At 58.9% G+C, this 17,186-nt stretch carries 19 protein-coding genes; 7 read left to right on the forward strand and 12 right to left on the reverse strand.

All coding sequences use genetic code 11. The annotated features are described in order from the left end of the window. Positions 1-5 precede the first annotated feature (5 nt). The 4 genes from K7J14_RS03585 to K7J14_RS03600 form a co-directional block, all read right to left on the reverse strand. Positions 6-1,487, reverse strand: a complete 1,482-nt coding sequence (locus K7J14_RS03585) for a hypothetical protein (RefSeq protein ID WP_230753215.1) — start codon at positions 1,485-1,487, stop codon at positions 6-8. Between the two features lie 87 nt (positions 1,488-1,574). Beyond that, on the reverse strand, positions 1,575-1,910 hold the full coding sequence (locus K7J14_RS03590; RefSeq protein ID WP_230753218.1) for a NifB/NifX family molybdenum-iron cluster-binding protein: 336 nt from the start codon (positions 1,908-1,910) through the stop codon (positions 1,575-1,577). Beyond that, a complete protein-coding gene (locus K7J14_RS03595; RefSeq protein WP_230753221.1) occupies positions 1,907-2,686 on the reverse strand; it encodes an Mrp/NBP35 family ATP-binding protein in 780 nt (259 codons plus the stop codon). Before K7J14_RS03595 ends, K7J14_RS03590 begins: the two co-directional genes overlap by 4 nt. Before the next feature lie 68 nt (positions 2,687-2,754). Further along, a complete protein-coding gene (locus tag K7J14_RS03600) occupies positions 2,755-3,156 on the reverse strand; it encodes a NifB/NifX family molybdenum-iron cluster-binding protein (RefSeq protein WP_230753223.1) in 402 nt (133 codons plus the stop codon). 212 nt (positions 3,157-3,368) lie between these two features. Here K7J14_RS03600 and K7J14_RS03605 point away from each other — a divergent pair, with 212 nt between their 5' ends. Beyond that, positions 3,369-3,827 (forward strand): C-GCAxxG-C-C family protein, encoded by a 459-nt coding sequence (locus K7J14_RS03605; protein ID WP_230753227.1) that lies wholly within the window; start codon positions 3,369-3,371, stop codon positions 3,825-3,827. On the opposite strand, the gene K7J14_RS03610 is transcribed toward K7J14_RS03605, so the two are convergent. The 4 genes from K7J14_RS03610 to K7J14_RS03625 are packed head-to-tail and all read right to left on the reverse strand — an operon-like array spanning position 3,814 to position 7,334. Further along, positions 3,814-5,163 (reverse strand): sigma-54 interaction domain-containing protein, encoded by a 1,350-nt coding sequence (locus K7J14_RS03610; RefSeq protein WP_230753230.1) that lies wholly within the window; start codon positions 5,161-5,163, stop codon positions 3,814-3,816. The two genes, K7J14_RS03605 and K7J14_RS03610, sit on opposite strands and share 14 nt — an antisense overlap. A 19-nt stretch (positions 5,164-5,182) precedes the next feature. After that, positions 5,183-6,085, reverse strand: coding sequence for an ATP-binding protein (locus tag K7J14_RS03615; protein WP_230753232.1), 903 nt, complete (start codon positions 6,083-6,085; stop codon positions 5,183-5,185). Continuing rightward, positions 6,082-6,975: an ATP-binding protein gene (locus K7J14_RS03620; protein WP_230753235.1), complete on the reverse strand. Its 894-nt coding sequence runs from the start codon at positions 6,973-6,975 to the stop codon at positions 6,082-6,084. Before K7J14_RS03620 ends, K7J14_RS03615 begins: the two co-directional genes overlap by 4 nt. Further along, complete coding sequence (locus K7J14_RS03625) at positions 6,972-7,334, reverse strand: NifB/NifX family molybdenum-iron cluster-binding protein (protein WP_230753237.1); 363 nt, start codon at positions 7,332-7,334, stop codon at positions 6,972-6,974. The genes K7J14_RS03620 and K7J14_RS03625 overlap by 4 nt, the downstream gene beginning before the upstream one ends. A 122-nt stretch (positions 7,335-7,456) precedes the next feature. Between K7J14_RS03625 and K7J14_RS03630 the strand changes: the two genes are divergently transcribed. Together K7J14_RS03630 and K7J14_RS03635 are read left to right on the forward strand one after the other, a co-directional pair. Next, positions 7,457-7,939, forward strand: a complete 483-nt coding sequence (locus K7J14_RS03630) for a permease (protein WP_230753239.1) — start codon at positions 7,457-7,459, stop codon at positions 7,937-7,939. Further along, positions 7,936-8,481, forward strand: coding sequence for a permease (locus tag K7J14_RS03635; RefSeq protein ID WP_230753242.1), 546 nt, complete (start codon positions 7,936-7,938; stop codon positions 8,479-8,481). The genes K7J14_RS03630 and K7J14_RS03635 overlap by 4 nt, the downstream gene beginning before the upstream one ends. A 96-nt stretch (positions 8,482-8,577) precedes the next feature. Here the strand turns inward: K7J14_RS03635 and K7J14_RS03640 are convergent, their stop codons facing one another. After that, positions 8,578-9,852 (reverse strand): DUF438 domain-containing protein, encoded by a 1,275-nt coding sequence (locus tag K7J14_RS03640; protein ID WP_230753244.1) that lies wholly within the window; start codon positions 9,850-9,852, stop codon positions 8,578-8,580. A gap of 91 nt (positions 9,853-9,943) precedes the next feature. Here K7J14_RS03640 and K7J14_RS03645 point away from each other — a divergent pair, with 91 nt between their 5' ends. Genes K7J14_RS03645 through K7J14_RS03655 form a run of 3 tightly spaced genes read left to right on the forward strand, consistent with a single transcriptional unit; the run spans position 9,944 to position 12,725 of the window. After that, on the forward strand, positions 9,944-10,372 hold the full coding sequence (locus K7J14_RS03645) for a glycine cleavage system protein H (RefSeq protein WP_230753246.1): 429 nt from the start codon (positions 9,944-9,946) through the stop codon (positions 10,370-10,372). Then, a complete protein-coding gene (locus K7J14_RS03650) occupies positions 10,369-11,172 on the forward strand; it encodes a lipoate--protein ligase family protein (protein WP_230753248.1) in 804 nt (267 codons plus the stop codon). Before K7J14_RS03645 ends, K7J14_RS03650 begins: the two co-directional genes overlap by 4 nt. Beyond that, on the forward strand, positions 11,169-12,725 hold the full coding sequence (locus K7J14_RS03655; RefSeq protein ID WP_230753250.1) for an FAD-dependent oxidoreductase: 1,557 nt from the start codon (positions 11,169-11,171) through the stop codon (positions 12,723-12,725). Before K7J14_RS03650 ends, K7J14_RS03655 begins: the two co-directional genes overlap by 4 nt. 11 nt (positions 12,726-12,736) lie before the next feature. Here K7J14_RS03655 and K7J14_RS03660 read toward each other — a convergent pair whose 3' ends face one another. Further along, complete coding sequence (locus K7J14_RS03660; RefSeq protein WP_230753252.1) at positions 12,737-13,942, reverse strand: cytochrome c biogenesis CcdA family protein; 1,206 nt, start codon at positions 13,940-13,942, stop codon at positions 12,737-12,739. A gap of 149 nt (positions 13,943-14,091) precedes the next feature. Here K7J14_RS03660 and K7J14_RS03665 point away from each other — a divergent pair, with 149 nt between their 5' ends. Further along, positions 14,092-15,255, forward strand: a complete 1,164-nt coding sequence (locus K7J14_RS03665) for a 30S ribosomal protein S1 (RefSeq protein ID WP_230753254.1) — start codon at positions 14,092-14,094, stop codon at positions 15,253-15,255. Positions 15,256-15,514: 259 nt separating this feature from the next. Here K7J14_RS03665 and K7J14_RS03670 read toward each other — a convergent pair whose 3' ends face one another. After that, positions 15,515-15,781, reverse strand: a complete 267-nt coding sequence (locus K7J14_RS03670) for an RNA recognition motif domain-containing protein (RefSeq protein WP_230753256.1) — start codon at positions 15,779-15,781, stop codon at positions 15,515-15,517. A 217-nt stretch (positions 15,782-15,998) separates the two neighbouring features. Further along, on the reverse strand, positions 15,999-16,988 hold the full coding sequence (locus K7J14_RS16210) for an amidohydrolase family protein (RefSeq protein ID WP_230753258.1): 990 nt from the start codon (positions 16,986-16,988) through the stop codon (positions 15,999-16,001). Positions 16,989-17,186 lie beyond the last annotated feature (198 nt).

The raw sequence follows: 17,186 nt of genomic DNA on the forward strand, positions 1-17,186 counted from the left end.
AAGGGCTAGCAATACAAACGGGACTGATCCTCGCGGAGGCCCTTCATCTGGTCGGAGGGAAAGCCTGCAAGGGGAGAAAAAAGGCGCTGCAAAATCTGCAGGTATTGCCGGCACTTATACGCTTCGTGGTGCGATTCGCCCCGGAGCTCGGATTTCTCCCAGCTTTCGAGGTCCGAAAGGCGAAGCTCGACGGGAAGCGTATGCTGGCTCGTATATACCGCCGTTCCCGCCGCCGGGGGGAAGTCGTCGCCGGAAACAAGAACGTGGCCGCTCTCCGCCGCGTGAACGACCGGGACCGAAAAATGGAGCTTGCACTGGATCTTGCGGTGGGAATCCGATGAATGAGGGTTAAGGCCGCGGTCGGTCGTCAAACTCCGATAAAACGAGACGGCGTTGCGCCGCACCGAATCAGCGGAGGCCCCGGTCCGAACTCCCTCCCGGATCGCGAGAGCGTCCATCAAACCCTGCACCGCTTTCTCCATATCCTCGGGGGAATCGTAGAGGGTTTGGGTGATGGAAGCGGAGGCGGTATTCTCCTGCAGAATGACGCCCTGCTTCTGGAGGGCGTGGAAAAGGGTCAGGGAGTCGTCCCGGCGCTTGAGAAGGAAGGTCACCGCGACCACATCGCGGATCGACCAGGATTCGCCGGACTCGTCCTTGCCGAGCTTCGCGAACATGCTGGCGGGACTCTTGAGCCGAGCCTTTATATCGACGAGTTCTACCCGTACGCCGTCGCCGCTGTTGAAAAAAAGAGAGCCGTCCTTTTCCCGCGTTACCGAGGCGCCGAGCTTCGCGAAAAAGGACGCGCACTGCACATAGGCGCACCGGGCTCCCTCGTCGGCGGGAACCGAGGAGGCAGAGGTCCAGTCATGCCCGAAAAGCCGGGACAGGGGAATGTTTTTTTCCCGGAAGAAAAAACCGAGAACCGCGAAATTCCGGATATCCTGGCTATCCTCTTCCAGCGACTTCACCAGATGGGAAGCCTTTAAAAGAGAACAGGCGGCGAACCGCCAGCGGGGCGGAATTGATTCGGGAAAGCCGGAATCTCCCCGGAACAGATCGGGGTACTTGGCTGAAGAGGCGAGAAGAAAGAGGTTTCTCGGATCGCGTTCGGCGGCTTCCCGGAAAGGGCCGGAGGCGAATAGAGCCCGCAGTTCCGAAAGCCGGGAGAGGGTTTCGCGATAGAGGAGCGTTCTGGGAGAGTCGATCGACAACAACGGTTGAAGGGAGGAACGCAAATCGGGGATGAAGGACGACAAAATCCAGCTCAGGGCCTGCCTCACATAGGCAGACGCCCGTTCCAGTTCTCCGGGAGCGGGCTCGCCCTGTTCAAGGCGGAAGCCCCGGTTTCCCATCATCAGGGAAGCGCCGCGGAGAGCCGCTTCGTAGTCCGGGCAGCCGCGCAGCAAATACGGAGTCAGTTCAGTCCTGTCCAGGACTGAACCGAAAATATCGTGAAATAGTTCCTGCCCCTCTTCTTCGCCCATAGATTCCTCCCGCGGGCGCCTTTACCCTTCGGGAGTCATATTACTACGCGTAAAAAAAAGGGGCAACCGAAACCGGCATGAAAAAGATCAGTGATCGCAGGCGTTCGCTCCGGTAATCAGCATGCCGGAAAGGAACTGGTTCACGATCTCGTCGGAGGCTCCCGGCTGGGCTCCGGTTATGACGACGATGCCGCGTTCGGTGAACAGGTCGCGCGCCCGATTTCCCATGCCGCCTGCGATAATGTGGGTGATGCCCTTTTCTCCCAGAAAGCGGGGCAAAAGACCCGGCTCATGGGGAGGGGCTTCAATATAGCTTTTCCCCGACGCTTTCTTGTCCGCGGAAACTTCGAACACATCGAAACCGGCGCAATGGCCGAAATGAAGATTTAATCGGCCCTCGGCCACTGGTACAGCTATTCTCATACAAGACTCCTTGTTATTGTTTCATAGACAGCGCTCACCGGCGAGTCCTTGAATTGAGTTACATAGGGAATTCCCGAGTCCCCGGCTTCTCCGACCGCGGGATCGAGGGGGAGAGCGCCCAGGAAGGGAACTCCGTATTTTTCCGCAAGGCGCTTTCCGCCGCCTTCCTTGAATATGTAGGTAATTTTCTTGCACTCGGGGCAGACGAATCCCGACATATTCTCGATGATTCCCGTTACCGGGAGATTCAACTGCTTACAGAAGTTGATGGACTTGCTGACGTCGACGGAGGCCACATTCTGCGGAGTCGTTACGATGATCGCGCCGTCCGAATTCCCGATGAGCTGGATGACCGAAAGGGGCTCGTCTCCGGTCCCGGGAGGACAGTCCACCACGAGGCAGTCGAGCTCTCCCCAGTCTACGTCTTCCAGAAACTGGCGGATTACTCCGTTTTTCATCGGACCCCGCCAGATCACCGGAGCGTCTTCTGCCTGCAGCATAAAGCCGATGGACATCACCTTGAGATTCGGAATCGAAGGAATCTCCACCGGGAAAATCCGCTCTCCGTCCCCGACTAACCGCTCATCGCCGAGGCCCAGCATCGTCGGAACGCTCGGTCCGTGAATATCCACGTCCAGAAGTCCCACCTTCTTACCCTGAAGGGCGAGACTCGCCGCAAAGTTCACCGCGACGGTGCTTTTTCCCACACCGCCCTTTCCTGACATCACGATGTATTTTTTCGCCACGTGATCCATTTTTACCGTTTCAATTGCCATTCTATCTCCCCAGCCGAATAATCGGCCTTATGTAATCGTGCACAATAAGCAGTAATAACTGCCTTCGCTCACTGCGTGCCCCGCAACGCCGGACCAAGACGGTTACCCTGGCCGCGCCTCCTGCACCGTCTGCGGGGGCAGCCGCATCCGGGCATCGAGAACAGCTCCTGTTCCAAAGTGCCGGCCTTCAGCGCTTCCAGAATCCTGGCCACCGGCCCCGCCGCGAAGGAAAGCGCTTCTATTCCCTGATCGAGGAGAGCGTCCTCGTATTCGCGCGACAAAGCGCCGCACACCAGATGGGTCACCCCCCGGCCCGAAAGAAACCGAGCCCGATCATCGGCGTCGAACGAGGGAAAGAGGTCGGGTTCGGGAAGAGGTCCTTCCAATCCGCCTGAAAAAATGAGACACCGTTCGGAAACATCGAACACCGGGGCGATTCGCCCGTTCCACACTGATAACGCCAGGGTCATACTCTGATATAGCAAATACCGTGCCATGCGTGCGGCATGGAACAGGAAGAGAAAACCATCTCTATAAGAGGAAGGATTGCACGACTGGAAGGAAATTGATTGCAATAACGCACGATCAATGAACTCTTTATTGCATCTCTGCAATTAACGCTCAGGACGCTGTATTGCAGAACGGGCGCCGGCTGTTATAAGGTACGAAAAAGGACACACATATGAACCACGGAGAAAAAGCGGTAGATTTCTTTTGCAGGGGCTTTAACTGCGCCCAGTCGACGGCTGCGGCATTCGCCGAAGAGGCCGGAATGGATGAAAAAACAATCTGCACGATGATGGCGGGTTTCGGCGGAGGAGTCGGAGGATCGCGCGAAATGTGCGGCGCGGCGACCGGCATGGTATGGGCGCTGGGATTGTTTTTCGGAGACTACGATCCTCACGACACGGAAGCTAAAACGCGGCTCTATCGGACGGTCCGCGAAGGAATCCACGAGTTCACTGAACTGTTCGGAACAACCTGCTGCAGGGAGCTGCTCGCGAAGGCCGGATGCCTGCCCAAGCCCGATCCGTCGGTGCGGAACGCAGAATACTATTCAAAACGTCCCTGCGCGCACTTTGTACAGGCCGCCGCGGAAATCGCCGACAGGTTGAAAAGAGAGCAGATCACGGCCGGTTGATGCCGTACTTTTTCATTTTTCGCCAGAGGGTTGCCTTGTCGATGTCGAGGGCCTGGGCGGTACGGGCGCGGTTCCATCCGAAGTTGTCCAGGGCCGCGAGAATGCAGTCCCGTTCGGCTTCATCGCGGACCCGCAGGACTCCTGCTCCCGCCTCGCCTGAAAGGGCGTCCTTCGCGCAGACGACCGGAGACTGAAGCTCCGGCGGAAGCAGATCCTTGTCGATCTCCGGCGCCTTGGCGAGAACGACCATCCGCTCGACCACGTTCTCGAGTTCGCGGATGTTGCCCGGCCACGAATACGCGTAAAAGCGCGAGAAGACCTCGGGTGAAAACCCGTCTATCGTACGGTTCATCCTGACCGCGAACGTATTCAGAAAACCCGCGGCGAGATCCGGAATGTCCTCTCTCCTCTCCCTCAGCGGGGGAAGAACGAGGCTGATCACGTTTATCCGGTAATATAAGTCGCGGCGGAAGCTTCCATCGTTCGCCATGTTCGCAAGATCGCGGTTCGTAGCCGTTACGAGCCGAACGTCCGTGCGAACCGGTTTGGTTCCGCCCAGGGGCTCGTACTCGCGCTCCTGCAAAACGCGCAGGAGCTTCACCTGCAACGAGGCGGGAATATCGCCGATTTCATCGAGAAACAGAGTGCCTCCTTCGGCCAGAGCGAAGCGGCCGGGTTTATCCCGGTCGGCTCCGGTGAAGGCTCCCTTGCGGAAGCCGAATAATTCGGATTCAAGAAGGCTTTCGGGAATGGCGCTGCAGTTCACCGCCACGAAGGGGCCGTCCCTGCGGGGGCTGAGCGAATGAAGAGTCCGGGCCAAGACTTCCTTTCCGGTTCCCGTCTCTCCCTGAATCAGCACTGACGCGGTCGACTCGGCGACGGCGGGAAGCATTCCGAGAAGCGGTTCCATCGAAGGGCTTTTGCTCCGGAACAGGGGATTCGGACCGCGGCTCGCCAGCTCCTTGCGGAGATCCTCGAGCTCGCTCAAATCGCGGAAGGTTTCCGCCCCTCCGATCACCGCCCCGGAGGCGTCGGTCAGCAGGGCGGTCGAAACGCTGATGGGGACCCGCTTTCCTTTTTTGGTGACGCAGTATCCCGTACGGTCGATGAGCGGCTTGCCCGTCTTCATGGTCCGCTTAAGCGGGCAGGCCGATTCGCACATATTCGAACGGAATACTTCAAAGCAGTATCGGCCGACCGCCTGGCCGCGGGGCACGCCGGTGATCCGCTCGGCGGCCCGGTTGAAAGAGCTGATCTTCCACTCTTCGTCCACCGTGAACACGCCGTCGGATATGCTTTCCAGAATCCGGGCTGTAAAAGCTTCGTCTGCAATCATAATTGCAATATTACAACGTCTATTGCAATTCTGCAACCAACACGTCCCACAACGAGGCCGCCGCCTGCGAGGCCGGACACGAGGGATTGTATTCGATGATGCTTTTTCCCGCGATCTGTGCGCGCGTAACAGACGGATCCCAGGGCATCGTACCGAGGAAGGGAACCGAGTTCCGGCCGCACCACGAGCGTATTTCGTCGCTTTGAGCGGGGTTGATGTCCGCCTTGTTCACCGCGACGAAAAATCTGACGCCCAGATGCTTCGCGAGAGACGCGACCCGCTCAAGATCGTGGAGGCCCGATACAGTCGGCTCGGTTACGACGAGGGCCGCGTCGGCTCCCGTGATCGAAGCGATTACCGGACAGCCTGTTCCCGGAGATCCGTCGACGATGATCCAGTCTGCGTTTTTCTCTCCGGCGATCCGCTTCGCATCCTTGCGCACCGAGGTGACGAGCTTGCCCGAATTCTCGGCGCGTATGTCGAGTGCGGCATGGACGAGCACGCCGAAGCGGGTGTTCGACACATACTGTTCGCCGCATCTGCGGTCCGGAAAATCGATCGCGTGAGCGGGGCAAAAGCGCACGCAGACGCCGCAGCCTTCGCAGGAGCCTTCCTCGACTACGCAGCCGGCGGCTGCTGAAAGCGAAATGGCGTCGAATCGGCAAAGCGCGGCGCAATCGGCGCATCCGCCGTCCTGGCCGGTCGAAATGCACTTGAGCGGATCGATCCGCGCTACATGGCCGCTGATGAACTCGCGCTTTTCCTGCACCTCGGGATTAAAGAGAAGATGCAAATCCGCCGCATCCACATCGCAGTCCGCAAACACGGCAGACCCGGATCGGGACGCGAGAGACGCGATTGCGGCGGTCATGCTCGTTTTTCCGGTGCCGCCCTTGCCGCTGATGATTATCAATTCTTTCATTGTACTCCTCCGGATGCCGGCCGCGCACTGGTTTTCATGCGCACAGCCAAAGCGGAAAACACGCTCCGGTATTCGGGCGCCGACTCGACCAGGGGTTGCCCGCGCGAATAGCCTTCCGCGATGCGGCGGTCTTCCGGGATTTGAAGCAGCAAATCGATGCCTTCCCGTCCGCAATACCGCACGACGCGGTCGTCGCCTGAATCGCTCCGGTTCACGATTACGCCGAAGGGAATGCCCATTTTGCGCACCGTCTTCACCGCGAGATCCAGATCGTGAAGGCCGAAGGGAGTCGGTTCGGTCACCAGTACTACATAGTCGGCGCCGGTTACCGCGGTTCCCATCGGACAAGAAGTTCCCGGCGGCGAATCGATGATTTCAAAAACATCCACAGCGCCGGCTTCCTGTTCGGCGGCCGAACGGTCTTTTACCGCGCGGATGACCGGAGGGGACATCGCGTTTCCAATGGACAGAAGGCCCTGAATGATCCGGAGGGAACTTTCCCCTGCGCGCGAAACGGAGGCGCAGGCAAGCGTTCCGATTGCGACCGGTTCTTCGCGGATCGCGTCGACCGGGCATACGAGGGCGCAGCCGCCGCAGGAATGGCACAACTCCGGGAACACCATCACGGTCGTGCCGATGTGGACGATCGCGTTGAATTCGCAAAACCGAGCGCACTCGCCGCAGGAAGTACACGCGCTTTCATCGATTACCGGCACGGGAACCGTAACCGCGGATTCCTCGATTCCGTTCAGTTTCAGAAAAAGGGCGGCGTTCGGCTCTTCGACATCGCAGTCGAGAAGGGCCGCACGGCCCGGAGCGGAGAGGGCAAGAGAGACGGCGACGGTTGTCTTTCCCGTCCCGCCCTTGCCCGAAGCGACAGCTATTCTCATACCCAGTGGCCCTCGACGTCGGCGTCGCTGATCTGCTTGAGCTCGCCCTTCTTCCATGCCTGATAAACGTCGGCCACCGTTCCTCCGGGGGCAAGATAGACGGGAACTCCCGCGGCCGAAAGCACCTTGAAAGCCTTCGGTCCGGTATGTCCCGAGACGCAAGCCCGGGCTCCGGCGTTCACAACGTGCTGAGCCGCCTGGATTCCGGCGCCCTGGGCCGCTTCCAGGTTCTGGGTATTGTCCAGGGCGGTGAACGAATCGTCCTCCGTGTCGAACACGATAAAAGCGGCGGCGCGGCCGAACCGAGAATCCATTTGAGAATCAGGAATTTTTCCCGAAGAGGTAATAGCGATTTTCATAAAAGCCTCCAACACAAGTACTCTAGCAAGATTCATGCCATTCAAAACCCGTGACAAATATCACAGACGAAGCGTTCATAATTCGCTAGACTTGCATCAGTTGAAGAAGAGAGGGGGACCCGATGGACACTATTTTTCTATACGGCATCGCATTGCTGCTTTTTATCCTGTCTTTCGCCGCGGACCGGCAGAAGACGAAAAAAGCGTTCAGCAAGGGATTGAAAGCATTGGAGGGAATACTGCCGCAATTCATCGCGGTAGTCGCGCTGATTGCGATCATGCTCTCCCTTCTCGAACCGCAAACCATTTCACGCTTCATCGGCAGCGACTCCGGTCCCCTCGGCGTAATCCTTGCGGGCCTCATCGGGTCGATCACCCTGATTCCCGGCTTCGTCGCTTTTCCCCTCGCGGGAGAACTGCTGAAAAATGGTGCGGGAACGCTTCAGATCGCAACCTTTGTTTCCGCTCTGATGATGGTGGGAGTCATCACGCTGCCGGTGGAAATCTCGTACTTCGGCAAGCGCGCGGCAGTGTTGAGAAACCTGCTCGCCCTCGCGTTTTCCTTCGCGGCGGCCTTTTTCATCGCATGGGCGGCGGGAATATGAAAAAGAAAACGCCTTTGCAGCGATATATCCCGGCCATCGTTTCCCTTGCCGCCCTGGGAGCGCTCTCCCTGATCATGCCTGAAATCGCGCCCCGGGCGGGCAAAGCCTTCGTCGACCAGCTTACCTCCATCGCCCTCGTGGTCCCGCCGATTTTCATGCTTCTGGGACTTCTCGACGTATGGGTTCCACGCGATACGATGATCCGATTCATGGGGCCGGACTCAGGAATCCGCGGTCCCGTGCTCGCATTCCTTCTGGGATCGGCCGCCGCGGGCCCCCTCTACGGAGCCTTTCCGGTTGCCGGCGTGCTCATGAAAAAGGGAGCCTCGTTCCACAACATTCTGATTTTCATCGGCGCGTGGTCGACGACCAAGGTGCCCATGTTCCTCTTCGAGATGCAGGCCCTCGGCAAGCGTTTCGCCCTGTCCCGCCTGGCGATCGACCTGGTCGGCATAACAGTCATCGCCTTCGCAATAGAAATAGCGGTTCCGAAAAAAGAAGTGGAACGCATCTACGCCCTCGCGGCAGAAGAGGAAAACTGACACTGGCGGCGGACCGCTCCCGCCGACTTGCAGAAACGCTTCCGCCGACATCCGACTGTCGGCTGCAAGAGCCCCAGCTCCGCGACGCCGGCGATTCTACCAGTCCAACAGACGGCGCTGGCCCTCCAGCGAACGCAGGGATGTAGCGTCCATGCTCATCTCGAGCGTTCCGAGGTAGGCGCCGGAGTCGTCGTATAGAGGCTTGTAGGAAATAAAGATGAAGTGGCCGTTCATCTCGATCCAGAAGTCGGCCGCGTCCTTTTCCTTGTTCCTGAACGCCTCGATGATTTTTTCCACGATATGCACGCTCTTCGGGGGATGGCAGTTCGCTACGTCCCGGCCGATGATTCCCGGACTCCGCGGAAAAACGCGGTGGGGGGAGTCTGAATAATAGCGAACCTTGTTGTCGGCGTCGACGAACGAAATATCGCAGGGAAGAACAGTGAGAATCCGGTTGAGCCAGTCGAGCGGGAGGCTTCCGGTGGAAAGCGGAATATCGGTCATTGCGGAGACGGCCGGAGATCCCTCGTCAGTTCCCGCCGGAACGTAGACTCCGGGCTCGGGAACGCCGCCGGCCGTACCGCTCCGCGCGCCGCCGTAATCGGGAGCACCAGAGCGGACCAGTTCGGGAAGGGCCGGATCCCATTCCGAACCCGGGCGCACCCAGGCGAAGCCGATGGCGTCCTCTCCCCTGCGCACCGAAACCCAATCCGCCTCGCTGAGCCGCTTCAGCGAATTCGGAAACAGAATGCGCTCTTCCATGAAAATCATCATCCTGATTTTTTTTACCAGCGAGCGGGCGATCCGTCCGGCCGAGCGGCTGTCCATGCGCTCGACGGCGTCGTCGAGTTCGCGGAAGGCCGCGCGGATCTCGTCGTGTTTGCCCCACATAACCTTCGACGGACCGGTAAAACCGGTGCGTTCCAGAAACGGAAACAGCTGATTCTCCTTCCGCTCGTAATGAACGATGACGGCGCGCAAATCCTCCGCTGCTTCGCGGATGCGCTCCGCGTTTCTAAAAGACCATAGGAAAAGCCGCGTCGACCTTCGCCGCGCCTCCCTGTTTTCCGCCATGTAGGTATGCACGGGATGGCCGCTCATGCGCTCTGCTTTGACGCCCTTCTCGAGCCCGGCGCGGAACACTTCGGCGTGCACCTCGCAGAGCCGCTGAACCTCCTCCACCGGCATGCCGTTTTCTATCAGCGATTGCTCCAGGGCTGCCACCTCGACCGCGTCCGAACCCTTGATGAGCGCGTGAAATTCTTTCTTTACCGACGAGGCGCTTTCGCCCGCGGCAAGCCTGTCGATGATTTGATGGAGGCGCTCGGCCCGTTCGGGATCCTGCCCTTTTTCGCCAAAAAATTCGCTCATTCGGCTTCTCCTTTTTTTTCGCGGAATCTCTTTGAAAGAAGTATAAACGGTTTTCCTTGACAATGCCGGAAAACATTGCAAAACTGCATCAATGACTGAAAAGACGAACGACGACTGCCCGGGCGACCGCTTCTACACCGAACGGCGCCTCTGGATTAAAAAGATGCAAAGCGGCGCGGCCGCGGCATACGAAGCGGGACTCGCTCCGCAGGCCTTCGCGGCATTCGGAGCGCCCCTCTATCTTGAAACTCCCGGCGCGGGAAAAACGGTTCCCGAAAACCGAACGCTCATCCTCTTCGAGTCCGCCAAAACCGTCGCGGAAATCCCAGCCCCCTTCGAGCTCACAATAACCGACATACACGAAGCCCTCGTCGACGAACCCAAAAACGCCGCCGGGGATCCCTGGAACTCCTGGCTCTTCCGCTTCACCGCAGACGAGAATGCCGTGGAAAACGCCCGTAAAAACGGCGCCCTTCTCGACGCGGAAACCTTCGCCCGCGCCATAAGGAATCGCGCATGACCGGCTTCTTCGAATGCCGCGGCATCGATCTGCCGTGGAACAACTTCGCGCGAGAAAGCCTCTACATGGACCGGGTCCGCCTGGGCGAAACCATCCTCTCGGTGTGGAGAAATCCTCCCGCCGTCGTCGTCGGCAGAAACCAGGAAGCCCGAACGGAATGCCGGATCGCCGAACTCGAAGCCGCAGGCGGAATTCTCGCGCGCAGGATGAGCGGCGGCGGCGCGGTCTACCACGACGAAGGCACCCTCAATTTTTCATTCGTCACCCGCGGTTCGGGAGAGGACTCAAAAACGCACATCGACATAGTTCGGGAAAGTTTGAAATCGGTCGGGATCGAATGCCGAACCGCTGGACGGAACGATTTAGTCGCCGCCGCTGGCGCGGAAGAACGTAAAATAGCCGGCACCGCTTACCATTCCCGGAACGGCTCGTTCCTGTTCCACGGTTGCGTTCTGGTCTCCACCGACATGGAAAAGCTCGAACGATACCTCAGCCCCTCGGAGGCGAAGCTCCGGAAAAACGCGATCGCCTCCGTCCGCAGCCGCGTCGCGAATCTGACTGACCTTAATCCGGAGATCGGAGTCGACGCGCTCTCCCGCGCGCTCGAAGCGGCCTTCGCCTCTTTCTGCGCAAGGTCCGGCGGAACAGTCTCCCCGATCGACCCGCTCGGCGAGAAACTCGTACGTGCGGAAGCCGAGCGTTTTTCCGATCCCGAGTGGCGATACGGAAGCGGAATTCTCAGCATAGAAGAGAAAGACGGCCGCATCGTCCGCTCGCGGCTCTACACGGACGCCCTATGAAAAACCTGGTTGCGGATCTGGCGATCATCGGCTCGGGGCCCGCGGGCTTCGAAGCGGCTCTGAGCGCGGCGGCGGAAGGCCTCTCTGTAGCGGTGATCGAAAAAGGCCGCTGGGGCGGCGTCTGCCTCAACTGGGGCTGCGTCCCCTTCAAGGCCTTTCTGGACATCGCCCATCGTACGGCCGAATCCCCCGCTCGCCGGGCCATGCCGCCCGGCGAAGAAGTCCCCGCGCAACTTCCAGCGCAGCCGGAAATGCCGGCGCAAACAGCTCAACCAGTGCAAACAGCTCAACCAGTGCAAACAGCTCAACCGGCGCAAACAGCTCAACCGGCGCAAACAGCGCAAACAGCTCAACCGGCGCGTTCAGGCGGCGAAAACATCGCCGAGGAAATCAGGAGGCGGTGCGCCGAACTCGTAGCCGCGGGCCGGGCCGACATTCTCGCCGCCTTCGAAAGAAGCGGCATACTCGCGATCCAGGGACGTGCCTCGATCGCCGGAGCGGGTCTATTGGAAATCGACTATGCGGACGGCAGCCGCGCCGAATTGAAGGCGAAGGCCGTCCTCATCGCCGCGGGGAGGGGAATTCCGGAAGCGTCGCCCGGACTTCTCAGAGCGGAACAGTTTCCGCTCTCCCTCGCCGCTATCCCGGAATCCGCGACCATCCTGGGAGGAGGAGCGACCGGCCTTGAATGCGCGGACGCGCTCGCCTCGCTGGGCGCGCGAGTCGTCGTCATGGAAAAAGAAGAACGCATTTTGCCGGGCGCCGATGCCTTTCTGTCGCGACGGCTTAAAAAAAGCCTCGAGAAAAAGGGCATCGTCTTTCTCGCCGGACGCGCTGCGCCGCTCGAGCCTCTTCCCCAAACCGACATCACGCTCGACGCCCGCGGCTCGGCGCCAAACTACCGAAGCCTTTTCGCGGAAAGCTCATGGACGCGCGGAAACATCCCTCCCGGCGCAAGGGACGGCGAGGAATCCCTGTTCGACAGCGACGGACGCTTCGCGGTTGACGGTTCGGGCAGGACGGCGGTACGAGGCCTCTACGCCGCGGGCGATTGCACGGCCGGCCCCTGTCTCGCGACCCGCGCCTCGGCACAGGGCCGCGCCGTCGGTAAAACGATCGCGCGCGATCTGGCGGAAGGCCGGGCGAGCGGAACCGGGGCGCAGAAAAGCCGATTCCCCTTCTGCGTCTATACAAAGCCCCAGGCCGCGTGGACAGGAACGACCGAACAGGACGCAGAGGCAGCCGGTATTACTATAATAGAAGGAAGATCGTGGGCAGCGGGAAACGCCGTGGCGCGCATCGGAGGAAGCCAAGACGGATTCGTTCGTCTTTTTTTCAGGGCGGGCGAACATAATCAGGCGGGAAAACTCCTCGGCGCGCAGATTCTCTGCGACGGAGCCGCCGAACTCGTCGCCCTCGCCGAGGCGGCGATAACGTCGGAACTAGGAGCGGAAGAGCTTTCTCGGCTGAACGCGCCTCATCCGTCCTATGCGGAACTCATCCCCGCGGCCGCGCGGAACGCCCTCGAGGCCGCAAGGCGCCCGGTTCTATAAGCCGACTGTTTCTATAACGCGATCGATCCGGACAGGTACATGATCGCGCCCAGTGCGAGAAAGAGAACTCCCATGACTGCCTTCGACGCCGCGAGATTCCGGGAAAAAAACGAACGGATGGAATCCTGGCTGATTCCGCCAAGAACCATGACAAGGATGGCGGACAGCGGCAGGATGAAGGCGGCGTTGTAGAGAAGAAGCCAGAGAATCGGTGCAGAGCCGGTTCCGGATGCCTGGACCATGTACGCGAGGGCGGGAAAGTACACCTGGCCGGTGCAGGCCAGCTCCAGCACGGAAACGACCGCTCCCGTACAGAAAAACGAAATCGCCAGGACGGGAAGGCCTCCGGATGTGCGCGTTCCGCGAATGCGCTTGTGCGTCAGTTTTTTCAGAAAATCAGGCAGCTGCAACGCCATTCCTTCGGGGTTTCCCTTCCGCGCCCGAACGGCGTCCCGGAACGATAAAACGGCAAAAAGCAGGGCCAGAGCCGGAAAGAACCAGCGGAAGAACGCGCGCAGGCCGCGGCTGAAGGAAGCCGCGCGGAGAACGCCGGAAAGGCCGTAGCCCGTAGCCGTGTACGCGGCGAAAACTCCCGCGATAAAGGCGAGGCCCATGCCCAGGACGCGCGTACGCGATCCGCCTTTCAGGCTAATCCACGAAAGAAAAAAGAGCATGGTCGCGAAGGCGCACGGATTTATTCCGTCCACAAGCCCCGCCGCCGCGACCGGCCAAAAGGAAAGCACGAAGGGACTCCCCGCCTGAGCCCCGTCCGAGGTGCCGATGCCTGATTTTTCAGAGGCGGATCGATCGGTTTTGGACGAAGCGAGCTTGGCGCGCCACGAACCGTGTTCAGCGAAATGCAGCAGTTCGGGAATCAGGTTTTCTTCGATCGCAGCGTTGCCCTGATACACGTTGTTCCCCGCGATCAGCACCGGAAAAACGGAAAAAGACTCGCCTCTCAGGGAGAGCTCCCGTTCGCACCGGCTGAAGCCCTCTGCGGAAAGAATATCGAAATACGCCGCTTCGACCTTCAAGCCGCTTGCGCGCTCGGCGGCGGGCAAGTCCTTTTCAGCGAAGAGGTCGCAATGGGCGCAGCCGATTTCTCCGTAATACTCGATCCGGACCGGAGGCTCAGCGTCCAGTGCGAACGCGCCGGCAGGCAGAGAGAAGGTTGCGATAAGAGCGATAAAGCGCGCGAAACGGAAAAAAGTACGCATAGGGGGCATGATACCACGCATTTTTTACCTTGTCCCCGGTGAAACCGCCTCTTTTCGGCGAATCCTTCCGCCGGATGATTAGCATAATTTTCAAAAAACTGATATAGTCGCACAGGATTAGTTTATTTCTTAAGGGAGCCTTGGGACCAATGGAAGAAAACAAGAATAACGGGAACGCGCAGGATTTCGCGTCCCTTTTTGAAAAAAGCCTTGCGAAGATGGACAAGCTGCAGCCGGGACAGCAGATCGAAACTGAAATCGTCTCGATTTCCGGAGATTCCGTCTTTTTACAGCTGAGCGGCAAAAGCGAAGGAATTCTCGACACTGCCGAGATCATGGACAAAGACGGCAAATTCACCGCCAAGGAAGGGGACGTCATCAAGGTGTTCTTCCTGCAGGCAAAAAACGGCGAAATGCGCTTCACGACCCGCATCGGCGGAGAGAAGGCCGAACCTTCTATGATTGAAAACGCCTATCACAATCGCATTCCGGTTGAAGGCGTCGTCGAGAAAGAAATCAAGGGCGGTTACGAGATCAAACTCGGCGGAGCCCGCGCGTTCTGCCCCTACTCCCAGATGGGACTCAAAAAATCAGAGAACGCGGCTGAACAGATCGGAAAGAAACTGTCGTTCCGCATCACCGAATATAAAAACGGCGGACGCAACATCCTCGTTTCCCAGCGGGCGCTGATGGAAGAAGCACGTTCCGATCAGATCGAAAAACTGAAAGGAACCCTCGCAAAGGGCCAGAAGGTAACGGGAACGATCGTGTCTATCCAGGAGTACGGTGCCTTCGTCGATATCGGCGGATTCCAGGCCCTCCTTCCCGTCTCCGAAATCGGCAGAAGCCGCGTTGAAGACATCAACGCCGTTCTGACCGTCGGACAGGAGATCGAAGCCGAAATTCTTAAAATCGACTGGAAGACCGAACGCATATCGCTGAGCACGAAGGCCCTGCTCGCCGATCCCTGGGAAGGCGCGAAAGACCGTTACCCCCTCGATTCCCGCCATGAGGGAACCGTAGTCCGCGTAACCGATTTCGGCGCATTTGTTTCGCTGGAAAGCGGCGTCGACGGACTCATCCACATCTCCGAGCTCAAAGGCGACGGCACCCGTGACAATCCGAGGGAGAAACTGGCAGTCGGACAGAAACTCAAGGTGCAGATCATGGAAGTGAACGAAGATAAGAAGAGAATATCCCTGAAAACCGCATCTGCGGCGGATCAGGATTCGGACACCAGAAAATATCTGGACAACAACCGGGATACCGATACCTACAATCCCTTCGCGGCCCTTCTTTCCAAAAAGAAATAAGACCCGCCGTTTCGCGCATAAAAGCCCGCGTTCCTTCAGAGGACAGCGGGCTTTTTTTTCGCGCGGCGAGCCTGCCGACCGACCGGCTGACAAGCACACCGACCGGCGGGCGGCGAACAGACACGTATTCGAGAGGTCAGACCGCTTGAATCTTGGCAAACAGACCGCGACAGCCGCGGCGGCGGTCAACCGGCGCGGGCATAAAAAAAGGGTCTACCCGGCATTGCCGAATAGACCCGATTCACTCAGAAACTATTGATTAATAGCGGTCCGGGCGGGGCTTATCGATGGATTCATTCACCTTGATCTGGCGTCCGTCGAGATTTACGCCGTTGAGGGCGGAAATCGCTGAGCGGGCTTCATCTTCGGTGGACATTTCCACGAACGCAAAACCCTTGGAGCGTCCGGTGTCGCGATCTACGATTGTGCGTGCTGAAAGCACAGTTCCGTGTGCGGAAAAAGCTTCGGCGAGACCAGCATCGCTGGTGTCATAGCTAAGGTTTCCTACATAAATTTTCTTGCCCATTTTGGCATCCTTTATCCGATATGTTCGACCGGATTGCAAAAAAACGTGTCCGCCCAAAGGCGAACGAAAGGGATTCGTTTCCTGTGTATCCGGTTACAGCATACAGGATGAAATACCAATCGAGGACATATTATCACGTTGTAAAACTTTAGTCGCCTGCCTAATGACGAATTTTGTCAAAAAAATACTGTTTTCGCTCATTAATCCGCAAATACTATTACAGTAACGACCTCAACCGGATGCCGTTCAGCTCCTCCGCCGTGAACACCCCTTCCCGATAGAGGCTGAGGTACTCTTCGCTCAGGCTGGCGTCGAAGACGATGCGGTCGTCGGTATTGATGGTGACCGGAACTCCCGCCTTCGAGAGGGCGGATACCGGATGGGAAGCAATGGATGGAGCGCGGCCGAGACGGACGTTGCTCGTGGGGCACACGTTCAGGACGGTGCCCCTGGCTGCGAGAAATTCCATCACGGAGGGATCTTCGGCGGCGCTGATCCCGTGCTGGACGGCGTCGAGCTCGAATAGCTCGACCGAACGGCGAACCGAGGAAGCGCCCCGGAGTTCGCCCGCGTGGGCCTTCAGACGGAGCCCTCTTTCCCGGGCCATGCTGTAGAAGGGAACGTAGTCCGCGTCGTCGCCTACCCGCTCGTCTCCATAGAGATCGATGGATTTAAATATGCCGGTGGAAAGGGCGGCGGGAACCCAGCTTTCCAGAAGAGCCAGGGGAATGCCCTTTGCCATGCCGAGTTCGGGACGCACATCCAGAACCGCAGACGGGCGGGCCGCGGCAGTCTCGGCGATTATCCTGTTAATTTCTTCGGCCATCAGAACCGCGTCTCCGCCGAAAATATCGACGACCGAGGAATCGATGCTCGGCTCTATGACGGTCACTCCGTCCGCGATGGCGTTTTCAAGGGTGTTTCTGAAAAAAAACGCAAAGAATTTCCATAGATCCGCGCCCTCGCAGCCGGAGTACGGGCGGGCGAGAGTCACCAGCAGATAATGGTCGAAATCAGTAAAATCGGGGAACACCCGGGGAGGCGGGGGCAGGGTTTGACCGCACCAGGCCATGTAGTCTTTGCGCGTACCGCCGCACAGTCCGTGAACATGGAGATCTCCCTTGGGCGCCGCCGAAACAAGAGCGCCGTCCCCGGCCTCAAGGCCCCGGATAAAACAGGCGGAATCAGCGTCGTCGGTGTGAATCACTGCAAAGCCTCCTCTCGGGTTTCGCGTCGCGCGTCGCGCCGCATAAGCAGCAGAAACTATGCCAGAATCATCCCTGCGAAACAAGACAGGGGCCTGCGCGAAAAAAGCGAAATATCCACATATGCATAGAGGATCAGGCAGGTTTGCACTGTGTCGCAGGAACCAGAGAACGCATACTGAAAGAAGATCGAGAAGATA

The sequence above is a fragment of the Teretinema zuelzerae genome (assembly GCF_021021555.1).
Lineage (GTDB): Bacteria > Spirochaetota > Spirochaetia > Treponematales > Treponemataceae > Teretinema > Teretinema zuelzerae.

Bases quoted from the DNA above. Each gene is read 5' to 3' on its own strand.
- K7J14_RS03585 (WP_230753215.1), bottom strand. From the start codon at position 1,487: ATGGGCGAAGAAGAGGGGCAGGAACTATTTCACGATATTTTCGGTTCA.
- K7J14_RS03590 (WP_230753218.1), bottom strand. From the start codon at position 1,910: ATGAGAATAGCTGTACCAGTGGCCGAGGGCCGATTAAATCTTCATTTC.
- K7J14_RS03595 (WP_230753221.1), bottom strand. From the start codon at position 2,686: ATGGCAATTGAAACGGTAAAAATGGATCACGTGGCGAAAAAATACATC.
- K7J14_RS03600 (WP_230753223.1), bottom strand. From the start codon at position 3,156: ATGACCCTGGCGTTATCAGTGTGGAACGGGCGAATCGCCCCGGTGTTC.
- K7J14_RS03605 (WP_230753227.1), top strand. From the start codon at position 3,369: ATGAACCACGGAGAAAAAGCGGTAGATTTCTTTTGCAGGGGCTTTAAC.
- K7J14_RS03610 (WP_230753230.1), bottom strand. From the start codon at position 5,163: ATGATTGCAGACGAAGCTTTTACAGCCCGGATTCTGGAAAGCATATCC.
- K7J14_RS03615 (WP_230753232.1), bottom strand. From the start codon at position 6,085: ATGAAAGAATTGATAATCATCAGCGGCAAGGGCGGCACCGGAAAAACG.
- K7J14_RS03620 (WP_230753235.1), bottom strand. From the start codon at position 6,975: ATGAGAATAGCTGTCGCTTCGGGCAAGGGCGGGACGGGAAAGACAACC.
- K7J14_RS03625 (WP_230753237.1), bottom strand. From the start codon at position 7,334: ATGAAAATCGCTATTACCTCTTCGGGAAAAATTCCTGATTCTCAAATG.
- K7J14_RS03630 (WP_230753239.1), top strand. From the start codon at position 7,457: ATGGACACTATTTTTCTATACGGCATCGCATTGCTGCTTTTTATCCTG.
- K7J14_RS03635 (WP_230753242.1), top strand. From the start codon at position 7,936: ATGAAAAAGAAAACGCCTTTGCAGCGATATATCCCGGCCATCGTTTCC.
- K7J14_RS03640 (WP_230753244.1), bottom strand. From the start codon at position 9,852: ATGAGCGAATTTTTTGGCGAAAAAGGGCAGGATCCCGAACGGGCCGAG.
- K7J14_RS03645 (WP_230753246.1), top strand. From the start codon at position 9,944: ATGACTGAAAAGACGAACGACGACTGCCCGGGCGACCGCTTCTACACC.
- K7J14_RS03650 (WP_230753248.1), top strand. From the start codon at position 10,369: ATGACCGGCTTCTTCGAATGCCGCGGCATCGATCTGCCGTGGAACAAC.
- K7J14_RS03655 (WP_230753250.1), top strand. From the start codon at position 11,169: ATGAAAAACCTGGTTGCGGATCTGGCGATCATCGGCTCGGGGCCCGCG.
- K7J14_RS03660 (WP_230753252.1), bottom strand. From the start codon at position 13,942: ATGCGTACTTTTTTCCGTTTCGCGCGCTTTATCGCTCTTATCGCAACC.
- K7J14_RS03665 (WP_230753254.1), top strand. From the start codon at position 14,092: ATGGAAGAAAACAAGAATAACGGGAACGCGCAGGATTTCGCGTCCCTT.
- K7J14_RS03670 (WP_230753256.1), bottom strand. From the start codon at position 15,781: ATGGGCAAGAAAATTTATGTAGGAAACCTTAGCTATGACACCAGCGAT.